15 protein-coding genes are annotated in these 17020 nt (G+C 75.4%); 12 read left to right on the top strand and 3 right to left on the bottom strand.

What is annotated here, in order from left to right; all coding sequences use genetic code 11:
* Nucleotides 1–113: 113 nt before the first annotated feature.
* The 12 genes from ACIRF8_RS33480 (at nt 114) to ACIRF8_RS33535 (ending at nt 12534) form a co-directional block, all read left to right on the top strand.
* The gene (locus ACIRF8_RS33480; RefSeq protein WP_404221182.1) at nt 114–1100 is read left to right on the top strand and encodes an SRPBCC family protein; all 987 of its coding nucleotides are present in this window, start codon (nt 114–116) and stop codon (nt 1098–1100) included.
* Entirely contained in the window at nt 1097–2482 is a 1386-nt protein-coding gene (locus ACIRF8_RS33485; RefSeq protein WP_404221184.1) for a hypothetical protein, read from the top strand. The genes ACIRF8_RS33480 and ACIRF8_RS33485 overlap by 4 nt, the downstream gene beginning before the upstream one ends.
* A 25-nt stretch (nt 2483–2507) precedes the next feature.
* Nucleotides 2508–3350: a 4'-phosphopantetheinyl transferase family protein gene (locus ACIRF8_RS33490; protein WP_404221186.1), complete on the top strand. Its 843-nt coding sequence runs from the start codon at nt 2508–2510 to the stop codon at nt 3348–3350.
* A 133-nt stretch (nt 3351–3483) separates the two neighbouring features.
* Nucleotides 3484–5511 (top strand): condensation domain-containing protein, encoded by a 2028-nt coding sequence (locus ACIRF8_RS33495; RefSeq protein ID WP_404221188.1) that lies wholly within the window; start codon nt 3484–3486, stop codon nt 5509–5511.
* 86 nt (nt 5512–5597) lie between these two features.
* A complete protein-coding gene (locus ACIRF8_RS33500; protein ID WP_404221190.1) occupies nt 5598–5789 on the top strand; it encodes an acyl-CoA carboxylase subunit epsilon in 192 nt (63 codons plus the stop codon).
* Nucleotides 5790–5869: 80 nt separating this feature from the next.
* Nucleotides 5870–6583 (top strand): phosphopantetheine-binding protein, encoded by a 714-nt coding sequence (locus ACIRF8_RS33505; protein ID WP_404221192.1) that lies wholly within the window; start codon nt 5870–5872, stop codon nt 6581–6583.
* Between the two features lie 12 nt (nt 6584–6595).
* Nucleotides 6596–8311, top strand: a complete 1716-nt coding sequence (locus tag ACIRF8_RS33510) for a beta-ketoacyl synthase N-terminal-like domain-containing protein (protein WP_404221194.1) — start codon at nt 6596–6598, stop codon at nt 8309–8311.
* A complete protein-coding gene (locus ACIRF8_RS33515) occupies nt 8308–9174 on the top strand; it encodes a 4'-phosphopantetheinyl transferase family protein (protein WP_404221196.1) in 867 nt (288 codons plus the stop codon). The genes ACIRF8_RS33510 and ACIRF8_RS33515 overlap by 4 nt, the downstream gene beginning before the upstream one ends.
* 162 nt (nt 9175–9336) lie before the next feature.
* Nucleotides 9337–10158: a BTAD domain-containing putative transcriptional regulator gene (locus ACIRF8_RS33520; protein ID WP_404221199.1), complete on the top strand. Its 822-nt coding sequence runs from the start codon at nt 9337–9339 to the stop codon at nt 10156–10158.
* A 419-nt stretch (nt 10159–10577) separates the two neighbouring features.
* Entirely contained in the window at nt 10578–11843 is a 1266-nt protein-coding gene (locus ACIRF8_RS33525) for a helix-turn-helix domain-containing protein (RefSeq protein ID WP_404221201.1), read from the top strand.
* Nucleotides 11844–11857: 14 nt separating this feature from the next.
* A complete protein-coding gene (locus ACIRF8_RS33530) occupies nt 11858–12064 on the top strand; it encodes a hypothetical protein (RefSeq protein ID WP_404221203.1) in 207 nt (68 codons plus the stop codon).
* The gene (locus ACIRF8_RS33535; protein ID WP_404221205.1) at nt 12064–12534 is read left to right on the top strand and encodes a hypothetical protein; all 471 of its coding nucleotides are present in this window, start codon (nt 12064–12066) and stop codon (nt 12532–12534) included. The genes ACIRF8_RS33530 and ACIRF8_RS33535 overlap by 1 nt, the downstream gene beginning before the upstream one ends.
* A gap of 49 nt (nt 12535–12583) precedes the next feature.
* Here the strand turns inward: ACIRF8_RS33535 and ACIRF8_RS33540 are convergent, their stop codons facing one another.
* The 3 genes from ACIRF8_RS33540 to ACIRF8_RS33550 are packed head-to-tail and all read right to left on the bottom strand — an operon-like array spanning nt 12584 to nt 17006.
* Nucleotides 12584–13867 (bottom strand): MFS transporter, encoded by a 1284-nt coding sequence (locus tag ACIRF8_RS33540; protein WP_404221207.1) that lies wholly within the window; start codon nt 13865–13867, stop codon nt 12584–12586.
* Nucleotides 13864–15714 (bottom strand): hypothetical protein, encoded by a 1851-nt coding sequence (locus ACIRF8_RS33545; protein ID WP_404221209.1) that lies wholly within the window; start codon nt 15712–15714, stop codon nt 13864–13866. The genes ACIRF8_RS33540 and ACIRF8_RS33545 overlap by 4 nt, the downstream gene beginning before the upstream one ends.
* Entirely contained in the window at nt 15711–17006 is a 1296-nt protein-coding gene (locus ACIRF8_RS33550) for an ATP-grasp domain-containing protein (protein ID WP_404221211.1), read from the bottom strand. Before ACIRF8_RS33550 ends, ACIRF8_RS33545 begins: the two co-directional genes overlap by 4 nt.
* Nucleotides 17007–17020: the final 14 nt, after the last annotated feature.

Here is a 17020-nt window from a genome sequence, read left to right on the forward strand (position 1 = left end):
GAGCGGGCGCGGCACCGGCCGCGCCGTGCGACGTGGTTCCGCCGGAACTCGAAGGACGCTCCAGGCGAGCCGCCCAGCATGACAGCACCTGTGCACACCGGAGGAGGGCCCTCATGTCAGGACGGTGCGGGCGCTCCGCCCGGCACACCGTGTCCGTCGGCGCTCCCGCGTCGGTCGTCTACGGGCTGCTCGCCGACGCGCCCCGCTGGCCGCTGTTCCTGCGGTCCTGCGTCCACGCCGAACGCATGGACGCGGACGCCCGCACGGACGAACTCCTCGTATGGACCTGCACGGACGATCAGGTGCGCGGCGCGCGGCTGCGGCGCACCCTGCGACCGGCCGAGCGCACCGTCTCCTTCGAGGAGTTCGCCACCGACGCCACCGACGCCACCGACCCGGCGTCCGGACCCGGTCCGCAGGCGTCCGGCACCTGGAGCGTCGAGCGCGACGACCCCGCGGGCGAGGGGCGCTGCCTGCTGACCCTGCACTACGAGCGGCTGGGCCCCGGACCCTTCGAGACCCCGCAGGCCGTGGCACGACAGGTGCGCGACCAGCTCGACCAGGTCGAAGAGATCAAGGCCGCGGCCGAACGCTGGGACACCTTCGACGAGTCGCTGCTGTCGCTGGCCAACAGCGCCCGCGTCGACGGCGCTCCCGAGCTGGTCTACGACCTCCTCCACCGCGTCGGGGACTGGCCCGAACTCCTGCCGCACGTCGACGAGGCGACGGTGCGCGAGGACCGGCCCGGCGTCCAGCGCGTCACCCTCGGCCTCGGCGCCCCGCCGACCGGCGAGCCGGTCACCGTCACCTCGGTACGGCTGTGCTTCCCCCACGCAGGCCGCATCGTCCACAAGGAGCAGGTCGCACACGAACTGGTCGCGGCGCACAGCGGCGAGTGGTCCCTCGTGCCGGACGCGTCCGGGCTCACCGTGACCAGTACGCACCAGGTGCTGCTGCGACCACAGGCCCTCGCGCCCGGCCCGCCGGTCGACGGCGCACCGGCCCGCCTGCGCGTCGGCGAGTGGCTCACCGGCACCGACCGGGAAACGCTCGCCCTGATCAAGTGGCACGCGGAAAGCCCCGTACGCCGACTGCGATGACAACCACCGAGGACGAGGGGAGGCCGACGATGGTCCGTACGCCGTCGCCCCGGGCCGCCGGACGGCAGCCGCGCGACGCGGCGCCGTCCGCGCCGCGCCTGGAGGCGCTGCTCGGCGACCCCGACGACCCCGCCAACCCCTACGGGCGCGCCGCGCTCGCCTCCGCGCGGCGCGCGCAGAGCCCCGATGCCCACGACGACGTGCTGGCCCGGGCGGTGCCCCGGAGCGAGGGCCCGGGCACCGACGCCGACCGGCTCGTCCGCGTGCTGCGCCCCCTGCTCCGCCGCGACCTCGCGCTCGGGCACGCCTGGGCGGCCCGGCTCCTCACCGCCACCCCGGCCCGCCCGGACGAGGGCGCCCGCGCCCTGCTCGGACCCGCGGCGCTGATCGCGGCGACGGGAGGCGCGCTGTACAGCACCGCCCGCCTCGTGGACGCCCGCGCGCCGCACGAGCCCGCCGTGCGTCAGTGGCAGCCGGCCCTCGCCGCCGTCTTCGCCGACCTGCTGGCCTGCGAGTGCCTGACCGCGACCGCCCTGCGCGCGACCCACCCCGACGACGGGGCGGACACCCTGCCCGTCGCCGTCGTCGGCCACCTCGTCCCCCAGCTCGTCGCCGATCTGCTGGACGACCTCGAACTGGTCCTGCACGAGACCGGGTTCGGCCCGGACACCACCGAACGCCGGGCCCTCGCGGCACTCCACGCGCAACGGCCCGCGGCGGGCGTCGACCGGGACGCCGCGGCGGCGCACCGGACCCGACTGGCGGAACTGGTGCGGACCCTCGCCGAGCCCGCCGAGCCCGCCGACTCCGGCGAACCCACCGAACCGGCCGAACGCACCGGCCGTGCCGCCGTCGCCGCCGGGGGCCAGGACCCGTTACTCCCGGACCTGTTCCGGCTGGACCGTCCCGCGGCGCGGCTCACCGCCCCCGCGGGCGGCGCCCGTTGGGGCCGGGCCCTCCTGTCGGTCCTGCCCGACACGGCCCGCCTCGCGGACGCCGAGGCGCGGGACCCGGCGGTGACCGCGCTCGCGCGCACCGCGCGGCGCCTCGCCGTGGAGCAGCGCGCGGTGCTGCGCGCGTGCGCGACGGCCCAGCCCGACGACCCGGCCCACCCGGCGGCCCGCGCCCTGGCCGACCGGTGCGCCACCGTGCTCCTGGCGGGCGCCGCCCTCGGGGTCGCGCGCGCCGCCGCGCGGAGCCGCGAGCCCTTCCTCGGCGGCCCCGACTGGATCCTGCTCGCGCTGGAACGCCTCGCACACCGGCTGGGCACCCCGCTGCCCGGACCCCAGGCCGCGCCGCACACCGGGGTGTGGACCGAACTGGCCGAGCGGACCCGGCGCGGCGTCGACTGCGACGCCCGCGCCACGAAGCTGCTGTGGTGAGGCACGAGTGAACCGGGAGACTGACATGACCACGCACCGGTCCGTGGCGCCACCCGTGCATCTGCCGGGCCCCGACGCCCCCTGGGAGCACGTCCACGAACGGGCCCGCGCCACCGGCCGGGTCGTGGTGCACACCACCTGGGGCGAGTGGCTGTACGCCGCCCTCCTCGACCCGGACCTGCGCACGATCCTCGGGCAGGACTGGCCGCGCTACCGGCAGAGCCCCACCGCCGCGGGCCGGTTCACCTTCGCCGTGTCCCGCATGGTCATCAAGTACACGGCCGCCGCCGTCCTGGAGGCCGCCCCGGCCGACCTCGACCTCGCCTACCAGCCGGGCGGCCGACCCGTGCTGCGCGGATACGGCGAAGAGCTCCACCTCAGCCTCGCCCACACGGAGGAGCTGGTCGTCGTCGCCGTCAGCACCGGCGGACCCGTCGGCGTCGACACCGAATCCACTGAACGGCAGGCCTCCTACGCGCTGTTGCGGGACCAGGTGTGCACCGCCGAGGAGGCCGCCGAGCTCGACGCGCTGCCCGAGGACGAACGCCGGGCCCGCTTCCTTCGGCTGTGGACGCTCAAGGAGGCGTACACGAAAGCGCTCGGGCAGGGCATGCGGCGGCGGTTCAACGCCGTGGGGTTCACCTGGGACGGCGAGGGGCGCGCCACGCTCGCCGGGCACGCCGCCGAGGCGCGCGACTGGTCCTTCGCCACCCATCTGGTCGGCGGTCGCTACCTGGTGAGCGAGGCCCACCGCGGCCGGCTCCTCGAAGCCCGCTCGCGACGGACTCCGGGGGAACTGGTGGCACCGTTCGCCGCGCACCTGCCGGCCGTAGAGTGCCCGGGGCCGGGGGACCCCGCCGGACGATGAGGCCCCGCCGCCGCACGCGCTCCTCGTCCCCGCACGGCGCGACGTACCGCGCCCACCGACGGAACGAACAGGAGGGCGGGGAGCGGAGCCACCACGCGACCGCGACCGTGGCGCCCGTGGTCCGGAGCAGCGCATGAACAGCCATCAGCCGCACGCCGACACCGTGCCCGTCGTGCTCCACGAACCCGGCGGCGCGTCGCCCGCCGCGCCGGTCCTGTTCGAGCTGTGCGAACCGGTCGAAGCGGCACAGGCCGAGGCCGTCGCCGCCCGCCTCGCGCTGCGGCACCGGAGCTGCACGGTCTCCCTCGACGACGACGGCACCGGCCGCCACCTGCTGCGCCTCACCCCGGACGCCACCGCGCCCCTGGCGGCACGGGCGTCGGCCGTCGAGGAACTCCTGGCGGATCTGCTGCAACCGCCGGGCGCCGAGTCGATCCCGGTGACGGGCCATCAGCGCGACCTGCTCACCGCCGCCCTCGCGAGCCCCGCAGGACCGGGCCGACACGTCGAACAGCTCTGCTGGACGTGGGCGGGGCCCCTGAACGTGCCGCTGTTCACGGCCGCCTGGCAGTCCGTGGCCGACCGGGAGGCCGTGCTGCGCGCCTCCTTCGACTGGACCGCGGCGCCCCGGCTGGTCATACACGAGCACGCGTCCCTGGAGATCGCCCGGCACACCGCGGCCACCATCGGCTGGAGCGAACTGCTGCGCAGGGACCGGGAGCGGGAGTTCGCGCTGCACCGGCCGGGGCTGCTGCGGCTCTCCCTGCTCGACGGCCCGCACACGGCGCGGGCGACGACCCGCGTCCTCATGAGCTACCACCGCGCCCTGCTCGACGAACGCGGCGCGTACCTGCTGGTGCGGGAGTTCTACCGCGCCTACCTCGCGGACGGCTCGGTGCCGGGCGGCGAGCGGCGGCCCGACATCCGCGACCACGCCGACTGGGTCGCGGGCCGCGGCATCGACGGCGCACGGCGGTTCTGGACGGCGGCGGGCCCGCCGCGCCACGCCGCGGTCAGCCCCGGCAGGCCCGGCGGGGTCACCCACCAGGGCGGCACCGGCCGCGTCCAGCGCAGGCTGCGGCCCCACCACACGGCACGGCTGCGAGACTGGGCCGCGCTGCAGGGCGCGGGGGAGAGCAGTGTGCTGCACGCGGTCTGGGCGCTGCTGCTGTACCGCGCGGCGGGCACCCGTGGGCCCTCCCTCGTCAGTTTCGACGTGCACTTCTCCGGCCGTGACCTGGCCCTGCGGGACGCCGCCGCCGTACCGGGACTCCTGGGCAGCGCCCTCCCGATGACCGTGACCGTCGACCCGGCCACCCCGGTGGAGGAGCTGCTGTGGCAGGTCCGTGACGCCGTGCTCGACCTGAGCGCGTACGCCTGGGTCTCCGGCGACCGGGTCCGCGGCTGGAGCGGGCGGGGGGACGACCCGCGGCTGACCGACACCCTCGTACGGTTCGACAGCCGGCCCGAGCTGCCGCCCGCGCTGCTGTCCGAACTCGCCGCCCGCGACATCGAGGTGGACGTGCCGCGCGAAGTGGGCACGGACACCAGCCTGCCGGTGACGCTCGTCGCCCAGCACGACGCCGTCGGCGGACTGCTGCTGACGGCGACGCACGACCGGGCCGAACTCTCCGACGCCGACGCCGCGCAGACCCTGTCGCAGTGCGTGCACCTGCTGCGCAGCCTGTCCGAGCGGTCGGGTCCCGGCGGCACCGTGGGCGAGGTCCTCGCCCTCCTCGAGAACTCCGAGGTGCCGCGCGTGGCCCGGCACTCGCCCGTGGCGCCGGGCGCCGAGGCACGGGTGCTGCGCCGCGGCGGACCGCACGCGGACGTCATCTGCCTCATCACGGTGCCCGGTGTCGCGCCCGGCACCCACGAGGCACTGGTACGCGCCTACGACGGACCGGAACACGTCGTGACGCTGAGCCCGGGGGAGCCGGCCGACGCCCTGCCCGCGGCCGTGACGCGGCTCCTCGGCCCGCGCGGCCGGCTGGTGGTGTGCGGCAGCGGGCCCGCCGCGTGCGTGGCGTACGCGATCGGCCGGGCCCAGGCCTCGGCCACCACCGCGACGACCGTGGTCATGACGGGGGTCGGGGACGCCGAGAGCAGCGCGGACGCGCTCGCCCGCGCCCTGGTCAGGCGTCGCGCCCGCGACGGCTGACGCGGTGCGCGCGACCGGCTCCAGCGGGACGAGAGCGGACGTCGAGCGGCGGCGTGGACGCTGGCCCCCACGCCACAGGAGGGGCCATGGGCGAGGTGAACCACGGCAGGCTCGGCATCCGCGTCGAGCGGGGCCGCGCGAGCGACGAGGAGCTCGCCGTGCTCACGGTCGTCCTGCTGGCCCTGCGCGCGAGGGCGAGCCGCGCGGAACGGCGCTCCGACCCCCGCCGTCGGCAGCCGCGGATGGACGACTACCGGGCACCGCACAGTTGGCGCTGAGCGGACCCGCGCGGCCCCGGCCCGCACCGGACGGCCCCGCCCGTACGCAGGAGAACGACACCGATCCAGGAGGGTCCAGCATGACCAGCGAGTCCCGGACCACGTGGCAGGAGACGCTCGAGGGCGCCGCGGCCGACGTACGCGCCACCGTGGTGGGGGAACTCGCCGCCGTCCTGCGCGTCGACACCGACCGGATCGACCCGCACCGGAGCTTCCAGGGGTTCGGCCTCGACTCCATCCGCATCGCCGAACTGGTGGCGGCCGTCAACGCCCGCTACGGCACCGGCGTCATGGCCGCCGCGCTCTACGACCACCCGACCCCCGACGCCCTGGCCCACCACGTGCTGGCCCAGCTCACGGCTCCGGCGCCCCGCCCCGTCGGCCCGGAGACCGGGACCGGCGCGGAGTCCGAGGTGCGCGCCACGCTGCGCGGGCAGTTGGCGGACATCCTGCGCTGCGACCCGCGCGACATCGACCCGTCCGTGCCCTTTCCCCAGCTCGGCCTCGACTCCCTGCTCGCGGGCGAGTTCGTGGCCCGCGTCAACGCCACCTTCGGTCTGTCCGAGCGGCCCGCCACGCTGTACGAGCACCGTGACCTCGCGGCGATGGCCGCCTACATCGCGGGCGCCCCGACCGGCGCCGTACCGGCAGCTCCCCGGCCGGTGGCCGCCGCGGCCCCGACGGCCCCGTCGGCCCTCACCGCGGACGAGGTGACCGCGCTGCTCGACGCGGTGCGCGCCGACATGCTCACCGTCGACGAGGCGACCGCCCTGCTGGCGTCCCGGCCCGCCTGACCAAGGACCCCCATGGACACCAGCGAGATACTCACCCGGTTCAAGAGCGGCACGCTGGCCCGGGAACAGGCGGTGACCCTGCTGACCGGGCGCCCCGGCGCCCCCGCCGGAGAACCACCCGCCGGAGAACCACCGGCCGGGCCGCCGCCGGCGGACGCCGCCCCCGCGCACGACACCCGTCCACCCACGGCGCCGGTACCGCAACCGCGCCGGCCGGTGCCGGACGCGTACGCGATCACCGCCCTGCACGGGTGGTTCCCGCACGCGGACGATCTCGACGCCTACTGGCGCCTCGCCCTGACCGGTGACGGCGAGCGGCGGGCCGCCCCCCTGCCGGACGCCGACCGGTTCGACGCCCCCTTCTTCGGGATCGCCCCGGACACCGCGCCCCGGCTCGCGCCCCAGGAGCGGGCGTTGCTGGAGACGGTCTGGCGGGCCCTGGAGGGCGCCGGGTACGTCGGCGCCCGCCTCGACGCCTTGACCACGGCGGACGGCGAGCCCCGCTCCGTCGGCGTGTTCCTCGCCCACGGCCACCTCGGCGCCGCCGACGACACCGCCGCCACCGCACGCTGCGGCGGGGCCCTGCCCGGACGTCTTTCCGCCTTGCTGGACCTGCGCGGACCGAGCCACTGCGTCGACAACGGCGCGCCGTCCTTCCTCACCGCCCTGCACCTCGCGACCACGGCGCTGCGCACCGGCGACTGCGCGGCGGCCCTGGTCGCCGCCGTCGACGCGGTCCCCGTGGCCTGCGCGGGCGCCGTGCTCGTCCGGCCCCTCGCCGCGGCGCGGGCCGCGGGGGACACGGTGCACGCGGTCGTGCGCGGCGCCGCCGTCGCCCACGCCGGACGCGCCGCGCCCGGCGACACCGACGCCCGCCTCACCCGGCGGGCCCGGACGGCGGCGGGCCTCGCCCCCACCGACCCCACCGACGCCGCCGTGTGCGAGACACGGGACGGCGCCGGTGACGCCGGAGCCGCCACCGGGTTCGCGGCCCTCGGCCGCGCCGTCCTCCAGCTCGGTCACGGCACCCTGCTCCCGGCGCCCGGCCGGGCCGCGGCGGTCGCCTGGCCGCGCCCCCGCGACCCGCAAGGACACCCGCTGCCACGCCGCGCGTCCGTCGCCGTCCGCGGGGAGCACGGCGCCGCGGCCCACGTACTCCTGGAGGAGCCGCCCGAGCACCACCCCCGGACCCTGGACACCGTCACGACGCTGTCCCCAGAGCCCCACCTGATCCTGCTGTCGGCGCCCACCCCGCTCCATCTGGCGGCCACCGCACGGCGGCTCGCCGACCGGCTGAGCGCGCCCGGGGACCCCGCCGCAGCCCTGCCCGCACTCGCCGACCTCGCGAGGGAACTACGTATCGGCCGCGCCGCCCTGCCCTGCCGACTCGCCCTGATCTGCCGTACGACGGACGAAATGGCCGACAGGCTAAGGGAGTTCGCCGGGACGCCGGACGGCGCACCCGGCGACCCCGCGCACAGCGCCGATCTGCGGGGACGCGGCGCGGACGACCTCCTCGACGCGGAGCTGCCCGAGACCGCGTCCTACCTCGCGGCCCTGCGCCGCGGCGGCCATCTGGCGGCGCTGGCCAGGCTCTGGCTCGCCGGGGTCGACGTGACGCGCGGCGAGGAGACCCACGGCCGCCCTGTCGTGCCCCTGCCCGGCTCCGCGATGCTGCCCGGCCCGCCGGGCGCCGCGCGCCCGACGAGCGACGGCCTTGCCCGATGACCACGACCATGACCGCGACCACCGTGACCGAGCAGCCGTACGCCGCCGCGCCCGCGCCGCTCGCCGGGACCACCGCGCCCGTGAAGATCTGGCTGTGCCCGAACGACGATCTCCCACCGGACCTGGCGAGCGTCCTGGCGAAGAACTGGCTCGACGAGGAGGAACAGCGCACCGCGGGCCAGTTCCTCTTCGAACGCGACCACCGGCAGTACCTCGTCGCCCACACCCTGGTCCGGCGGGCGCTCGCGCTGGAGGCCGGGCTCGCCGAGGCGGAGCTGGTGATCTGGCGCTCCCCGCGCGGCCGTCCCTTCCTGCGACCGCTGCCCGGCGGGCTGCCGCGCGGCGGCGGCCATCTGGACTTCAACCTGTCGCACGCCAACGGCTACAACCTGCTCGGCATCGTGCGCAGGCACCGGGTCGGTGTGGACGTCGAACTCCTCGGCAGGGACGCGCAGGCCCTCGACACCGTCGCCTCCACCTTCGCGCCCGAGGAGCGGGAGTGGGTCACCCACGCCGCGCCGGGCCGCGACCGGGACCGCCGGGTGCTGCGGCTGTGGACCCTCAAGGAGGCCTACTCCAAAGCACGGGGTCTCGGACTCGGGCTGCCCTTCGACGAGTTCGCCTTCACCCTCGCCGACGGCAGCGGCGTGACCGGCTTCCGCGCACCGCCCGGCGACCCGTTCGCCCGCTGGCGGTTCCTGGAACTGGAGCCGGTCCCCGACGTGCTGGTCGCGATCGCCGTCCCCGCCAGCACCGGCGCCGACGAACCGGTCGCCCTGCAACTCCACCACGGCTTCCCCTGGTCCCGCGCCGCCCCGCACCACATCGACCTGCCCGAACCGTTGGGCAGCCCCGCCCCGTGAGCGCTGCCCACGGGATACGGGCACCAAGGCGCGTGGACTTCGGCTAGAGGGCAGCTAGAGGAAAACGCGCCGGACGGCGGTCCCCGCTAGCGTGCTCGACGGCGCGGTTTTGGGACGCCGGAAGGAACTCGGACCAGGAACTCGATGAGGGTGGAGGACGCCGTGCAGATCAAGATTCTCGGTCCGTTGAGCGCCGAGGTGGACGGCACCTCGATCGTCCCGACGGCCGGCAAGCCCCGGCAGATCCTGTCGCTCATGGCGCTGTATCCGGGCCGGGTCATGCCCGTGCCCACGCTCATGGAGGAGCTGTGGGACACCGCGCTGCCGGCGAGCGCGCTGACGACGCTCCAGACCTACATCCTGCAACTGCGCCGCAAGCTCGGTACGGCCATGGGCCCCGGCGCCCCGGCGGGCGTCCGCGACGTCCTCGCCACCCGCCACGGCGGCTACCTGCTGCAGATCCCGGAGGACAGCGTCGACGTCTACCGGTACGAGAAGCTGGCGCGGGAGGGCCAGACCGCCTTCGCCACCGGGGACAACGAAGTGGCCGCCGCCCGCTTCCGGTCCGCGCTCGACCTGTGGTCCGGCGCCCCCCTCGTGGACGTGAAGGCAGGGCCGGTCCTGGACATCGAGGTCAGGCGACTGCGCGAGAGTCGCCTGGTGACCGTGGAACGCCGGATCGACGCCGATCTGCGTCTGGGCCGGCACGCCGAACTCATCGCCGAACTGACTGATCTGACGGTACGTCACCCGCATCACGAGGGGCTGCACTCGCAGTCCATGCTGGCCCTGTACCGCTCGGGACGGCAGGCGTCCGCCCTCGCCGCCTACCGCAGGCTGCAACGCGCCCTGGTCGAGGAGCTCGGCGTCGAGCCGTCCCCGCAGCTCCAGCGCATGCACCAGGCCATGCTCGCCGTCGACCCGCAGTTGGACGTCCTCGCGGGCCCGCGCAACAGCTCGACCTTCGACCTGTTCGCGGCCTGAGACCGCCGCCCGGCACAGACCCCCGGACCCCCGGCCCCTCCCGGCCGGGGGTTCGGTGCGTCATGGCCAGTCGTCGTCGGATGCCATGTACCGCCCCGCCCCCCGGGAGGTGCCGCTGCCCCGGAGCACATCGCGGTGCACAGGAAACAAGTACGTCATGGGCGACCCCCGAAAGGCTGGACGAGGCGCGGGCGCGTGCGCCGGCCGACGGTTCTTGAGATCCTGCCCTGATCCGCTGGACGTCCGCTGGACCTCCGCTGGAGAAACAGGTGAGCCGGGCCCGAGGGCCGGGGCACGGCCGTGGCAAACGTTTGCCCGGCTGTTGCCCGCCGCTCTACGCTCGACGCGGTCATCAAGACACCGGCCGCTCGCGGCCCGCCGCCCGCCGCGGTGCCCGTGTTCCCGGAGGGAAGCCGCTTATGCTCCGACAGCCCGCGTTCGGCCGACGCCTGCGGAAGATGCGCCTCGCGCAGGGACTCTCCCAGACCGCCCTCGCCGGCGACGGCATGTCCACCGGCTACCTCTCCCGCCTGGAGTCGGGCGCCCGTCAGCCCACGGAACGGGCCGTCGCCCACCTCGCCGCGCGCCTCGGCGTGCAGCCCGAGGACTTCGAGGAACCCGCGGGCGGCTCCCTCGCCAACGCGCTCACCCTCGCCGCCTCCACCGGCGCCGACGACGCCATGGACACCCTGCGCGACGCCCTGGCCGCCGAGGCCCACGAATCACCGGTGCTGCGCTGGCAGACCCTGTGGCAACTCGCCCGCCACCGCAGGCTCCAGGGCGATCACGCGGCGGAGCGGGCCTACCTGGACGACCTGGTCCGCCTCGGCGACGAGGTCGACGTCCCCGCACTGCGCGTGCGCGGCCTGAACCGGCTCGCGCGCTGCCTGCGCACGCTGGGCGAGATCTCCGCGGCCCTCGACGCCGCCGGCACCGCCCACCGCCTCGCCCGGGAGCACTCCCTGGGCGTGGAGGACCGGGCGGGGGTGCTCCTCGCGCTGGTGTCGGTGGAGGCCGAGGCGGGCCGGCTGCCGGACGCCCGCGCGCACGCCGACGAACTCACCGCCCTCGTCGAGGGCCGCACCGACACCCTGTGGGCGGAGGCCGTCTGGACCGCCGCCTCCGTCCGCACCCGCCAGGGCGACTACCAGGGCGCGCAGCACTACCTGGAACAGGCGCTCGACCGCTTCCCCAGCAGTGAGGACCTGGTGCTGTGGCTGCGGCTGCGGCTGAGCGCGGGACGGCTGTACCTGCTGAAGACACCCGCCGACCCCGAAGCCGCCGAGGGATGCGCCGTCGCCGCCGGACAGGCCCTCGCCTTCGTCGGCAGCGACGGACTGCGCCAGCAACTGACCGCGCTCAAGGCCGACATCGCCTTCCGGACCGAACGGTACGACGAGGCGCGCGTCCTGCTCGCCGAACTGGAGGGCAGGCCCCTGCGCATGACCTACGTCGATCAGGTCAGGCTCGACGTCCTGCGCCACCAACTGCGCGTCCTGGCAGGCGACATGAGCGGCGTGGACGGGCTGCGCGCGCTCGCCGAACAGGCCCAGGCCGACGCCATGATCGACCTCGCCGCCGAGATCTGGCGCATCCTCGCCAAGACGCTTTCCGAGCTCCAGCACGGTTCGACCCCCTCTGCAGCGCCGTCGGCCACGCTGCCCGGTCAGGCAGCATCCACGTAGACGGAGGGACACCCATGAAGAACTCCCGTACCACCGCGGGCATCGCCGCGGCCGCCGCGCTGGCCACCGGCCTCGTCCTCGCGGGCACGGAGTCGGCCACCGCCGCGCCCCAGTGCATCTCCTCGCCGACGCAGTTGGAGCAGAGCCTCCAGCAGGCCGTCGCGGCGGAGCGGTCCGCCGACTCGGGTGAGCTGGCACCCACCACCGTCGGCAGGGTCTGATGACCGGCACCGAGGACGGCGCGGGCACCTCGTGGTGTCCGAGCGGCGTCGCCGACGCACCGGAGTCCGTGCTCCTCGGAGTGCGCTCCGGCGCGGACGGACAGGTGGCCTACCTGGCCGAACCCGTGCCGGCCGCCACCGCGCTCGGCATGGTGCCCCCGGACATCGAGCCCCGCAGGATCCTCCGGTTCGCCTCGCACTGCGTCGCCTCGTGCGCCAACCGGCGCGGGAACGACTGCACCCTGATCGAGCGGGTCGTGGCGGGCTTTCCCGAGCAGGAGTCCCACAGCGTCCCTCGGTGCCATCTGCGGGCGGACTGCAAGTGGTGGGGGCAGGCGGGTCTCGCGGCCTGCCGTCGCTGCCCCGCCGTGTCCACGCGCCACCACACCGACGACGAACGCTCCGCCCTGGTGGCCGACCCGGCCGCCACCGCGGACGAGATCGACGCCCATTTCGCCCACAGCGGCTGAGTGTCGGTGATGACATGAGCGCCCCGGGGCCCGCCATGCCCCGGGGTGCTCACGTCGCGGCCGGCTCGGAGGCGTGCTCCTGAGCGGCGGTCCGGCCGACGGGGCGGCCCGTCGTCAGGGTCCGCACCTGGCGGCTGCACAGTGCCGCCGCCGTCACGCCCACCACCAGGGCGGCGCCCGCGAGCAGCGTGGTCCGCACACCGAAGTGGGTGGCGACCGGGCCCGCGGCCATCTCGCCGAGCGGCAGCGCGACGAACGAGCCGAGCGCGTCGTAGGAGTAGACCCGCGCCAGCCGGTCCGCCGGGATGTTCTCCTGCAACGACACGTCCCAGGCCACTCCGAACTGCTCCAGGGCCGCGCCGTTCGCGAACATCGCGACGCTGAGCAGCAGGGCGCCGGGCGCCTCGGCGAGCACCACGAGCGGCAGCGACTCGATCGCCACGAGGGCGACGCCGACCAGCAGGGCGTGCCGGATCCGGGACCGGGCGGCCACCACTCCGCCGACCACCGCGCCCAGCATCTGCGCGGCCAGCACCACGCCCCACACCCCGCGCCCGAACGTGTCGTCGGCGACCACCGGGCCGAGCACCTGGATGCCGCCCGCGACCACCGCGTTGACGACCATGAACTGCACCACCACGATCCACACCCAGCGGCGTGCGGTGAACTCCTTCCAGCCCTCGGCCAGTTCGCGCAGCGGGCGGACCCGTTCGGCGGGCGCGGTGGGTCGTTCGTCGGCCACCTTCACCGCGGTGAAGAAGGCGGCGGCTCCGCAGAACGCCACCGCGTTGCCGAGCAGACCCCAGCCGGGGCCGAAGACAGCGGCGACGATGCCCGCCAGCGACGATCCGGCGATCGCACCGATGTTGGTGGCCATGCGCATCACCGCGTTGGCCGGGCGGAGCATGTCGTGCGGCACGGTCTGCGGCGTGAGCGAGGCGGAGGCGGGCAGCGACAGGGCCGCGAGGGCGCCGTTGAGGACGCTGAGCACCACGAGCAGCGGGATGGAGGTCGCGTCGAGGAGCACGCTCACCGCGATGGCCGCCTGCACACCCGCCGCGGCCAGCGCCGACCCTTGCAGGACGAGCGTGCGCCGTACGCGGTCCGCCACCACTCCGCCCACGAGGAGCAGCGCCACGTTCGCCAGCGACCTCGCCCCGACCACGATGCCGAGGTCCGTGGCCCGGCCCGTGGTGTCGAGGACCGCGAAGGCCAGGGCGACCGGTGCCATCGCGTTGGCGAAGTACACCAGCAGGCGCCCCGCTGCCAGGTTCCGGAACGACCGGTGCCGCAGGGGAGCCCAGGAGCCGGTGCTGTCCGTTGTGCCGTTCATGCGCGCGCGAGCTCCGCTCCGGCCCCCGGGGCCATCGTCCGTGTACCGGTCGCCGGGCCGACGGCGAAGTGCACCCGCGAGACCGAGATGCCCAGGTCCTGGACCGCGTAGGGGCAGAAATAGTATGCCTGCGGCGTCGCCGCGGGAGCCACCGCGAGCGTGAACGTGGTCCGCACCCGCTCACCGGGCGCGCTCGCCTCCACCCGGCGCAGCACCGGGCCGGCCTTCGCGTCCAGGTAGACCGGCAGCACGATGCCCAGGTTGACCGTGCCGGCCCGCCGCGCCACGGTCTCCACGACCACGTCCAGGGTTCCGCCCGCGACGACGGTGTCGGACGCCGTCACCTCCAACAGGGCCGCTCCGTCGTGGGAGTTGGCGACGTCGCCGCAGCGGGCGCACACCACCTGCACCGTGTCCGTGATCGCGGGCACCCGGCCGCGCCTGCGGTAGGCCCGCTGCGGACGCCCGCAGGCGCAGGGCACGTCCAGGTCGTAGGGCGCGTCGGCGACGCTGCGCTCACCGAAGTAGGTGGGGAAGCGCAGGACCGGGTCGTCGTGGTGCTTGGCGAAGCGGTGGGCGAGCGCCAGGTCGAGGGAGGTGGTCTCCCGGGCGATCGCCGCCGCGGACTCGGCGGCCTCCGGCGCGGCGAGCGCCACGGTGCGCACCACGTCGTGCAGCAGCGTGTCCGCGAGAGCGCGCAGCCGGGGCCGCAGCGGGTGGTCGGGGCCGAGCAGTCCGCTGTCGAGGAGCCCGGTCAGCCGGGCGCCGAGCGCGTGCACGTCGGGACCGTCGCCGGGACCCGGCTCCTCGCCGACCGCGGTCCGCGGTGCGGGCGCTCCCGAGGACTCCAGGCCCACCTGCGTGAACGCCGGGTACGGATTGATGTCGCCCAGCGCCTCGTTGACGGCCGACGCCGTGTTGCCGGCGCCGCGGGCACCGTCCAGCCACACCAGGTTCTCAGGGCGCTGCCCGTCGCAGGCGGTGAGCGTGGCGAGGACGGTCTGGGCCGGTCCGTCGAGCGCGTTCAGCAGGATCAGGTACTTGGGGTCGTACATGGCGTGCCCGGCCGTCGCCCCGCTGAAGCAGTTGGCGAGCACCAGCTCGGCCGCCCGGATCGAGCGGGCCGGGATCAGCTTGTCCATGGGTTTGGTGCAGCCCAGGCCGTAGGCGCACTTGGGGCCCGGGGCCCCGGGGGCGGCCGCGACCGGGCTCGCCCCGCACAGCGTGAACTGGCCCAGGTTCAACTGGTCGTCCTTGCCGTTGCCGTGGAAGAGGACCCGGCGCCACACCCGGCCGAGGGCCAGGTCCCTGACGTCCAGGCGGTGCACGTCCTGCGCGCCGCACCACACGTCCGCGCCCGCCGCCGGGGCGGCCGTGTCCAGCTCGGAGACGACGCCGACCTCGGCGTCCGCCGCCACCCGCGCGTACTGCTTGGCCACCACCCAACTGAGACTGTGCACGTCACGGCCCGTCACCTGGAACACCGCCCGCCCCGCGGTGTGCGCGGCGTCGAGCAGGGGCTGGATCTCGTCGCCGCGCAGCCGCGCGTACGTGCCGAGCAGCAGCACCGACCCCTCGGCGGGCAGCTCCCGCGCGTCCCGCACCCAGCGGCGGGCCAGCGGCCGGGCGAGAGCGAGGAGCGCCTCGGGCAGCGCCGGGTCCAGGATCAGACCGGTGTCGGCCGGGGCGGGGGCGCGGCGGCCGGTGTACACCTGCTCGGCGAGCGCGATGCCCTCCAGCAGGTCGGCGCGGTCCCCGGTCCACACCGGCAGCGGCCCGTCCGGCCCGAGCGCCTGCACCGCCCGTGCGTAGGCGTCGAGTTCGGTGTGCGCGGTGAAGACGCTCATGACGCGGACCCCTCGCCCGCCTGGGCCACCGTCAGCTCGAAGTGGCGCAGCACCGCGTGCATCCGCTCCTCCACCTCGGCGGCGGTGGCCCCCTCCACGTGGACGTAGCCGGTGGAGGCGTGCGAGGCGCGCGGCGGGTCGAGGACGTCGCCGACGGCGGCCGTCAGGTGCGCGCCGATGACGCCCGGCAGCCGCAGCAGCTCCTTTTCGGAGCTGATGTGCGTCACCCGGCCCGGCGCGGTGGGCAGCAGCAGGTCGCCCACCGCGCGGTCGCGGGTGTAGCGCGGGTGCGGCACCCGGTCCACGTAGGTGTCGAGGATGACGTGGAGGAAGTCGAAGCCGTAGGCCAGGCCGTGGTTCATCGGCACCTCGCAGCCGCTGAGCCGCGCCGCGACCTCGCTCATCACGAACGAGCCGTCGTCCCTGAGGAAGAACTCGCCGTGCAGATAGCCGTGCGGGATGCCGAGGCCGTCGGTGAGCCGCTGCGCCAGCTCCCGGGCGTCGACGGGGATCTCCTCGCTCGGCGCGTACGTGATGTTGGCGTTGATCTTGCCGTCGAGGACCTCCAGGATCGGCACCGGGTTCTTCGACAGGTACGCGTCCAGGACCACGCCGCGCGCGATCACCGCGCAGAGCTGGAACTCCTGCCCCTGGATGTACTCCTCCGCCATCCACTCCAGGGCCGGGGCGAGGTCCGGCACGCCCGCCACATCGGCCGGGGTGTCGAGGCGGTAGGTGCCGATGCACGAGTCGGCGTCGACCGGCTTGAGGATCACCGGCCAGCCGGACTCCTCGCCGAAGGCGACCACGTCCTGCTTGGAGGCGACCGCGCGGTAGCGGGCGTGCGGGATGCCGAGTTCGGCGTAGCGGTCCTTCATCGTCGTCTTGTCGCGGACCCAGCCGACCTGTTCCTGGCTCAGGTGCGGCAGGTCCACGAGCTCCGCGAAGCGCTGGGCGTCGGCCTGCAACGCCTCGTTGGGGTTGCAGAAGAAGCGGGGCCGCGGCAGCGACGGGGTGCCCTTCACCCAGCGCAGGTAGCGGGCGGCCTCGTCCTCCAGGGGGGCCGAGGTGTTCAGGGTGAACGTCGGCACGTGCGCGGTCCGCTCCCGGTACGCGTCGGTCAGCTCCACGGAGTCGAAGCGCAGCAGGACCACGTTCACGTCGTCGCGGTCCAGGACGTGGTCGGTGAAGGTGGCCCGGCGGCTCTCCACGAACAGGACGGTGGGCACCGCGACCGGGGCGACGGGGGCGGCGGGGGCGAGCGCGGGGACGAGGGTGAGGGTGGCGTTCATGATCAGGCTCCTGG

The sequence above is a fragment of the Streptomyces sp. NPDC102406 genome (assembly GCF_044765725.1).
Taxonomy (GTDB): domain Bacteria; phylum Actinomycetota; class Actinomycetes; order Streptomycetales; family Streptomycetaceae; genus Streptomyces.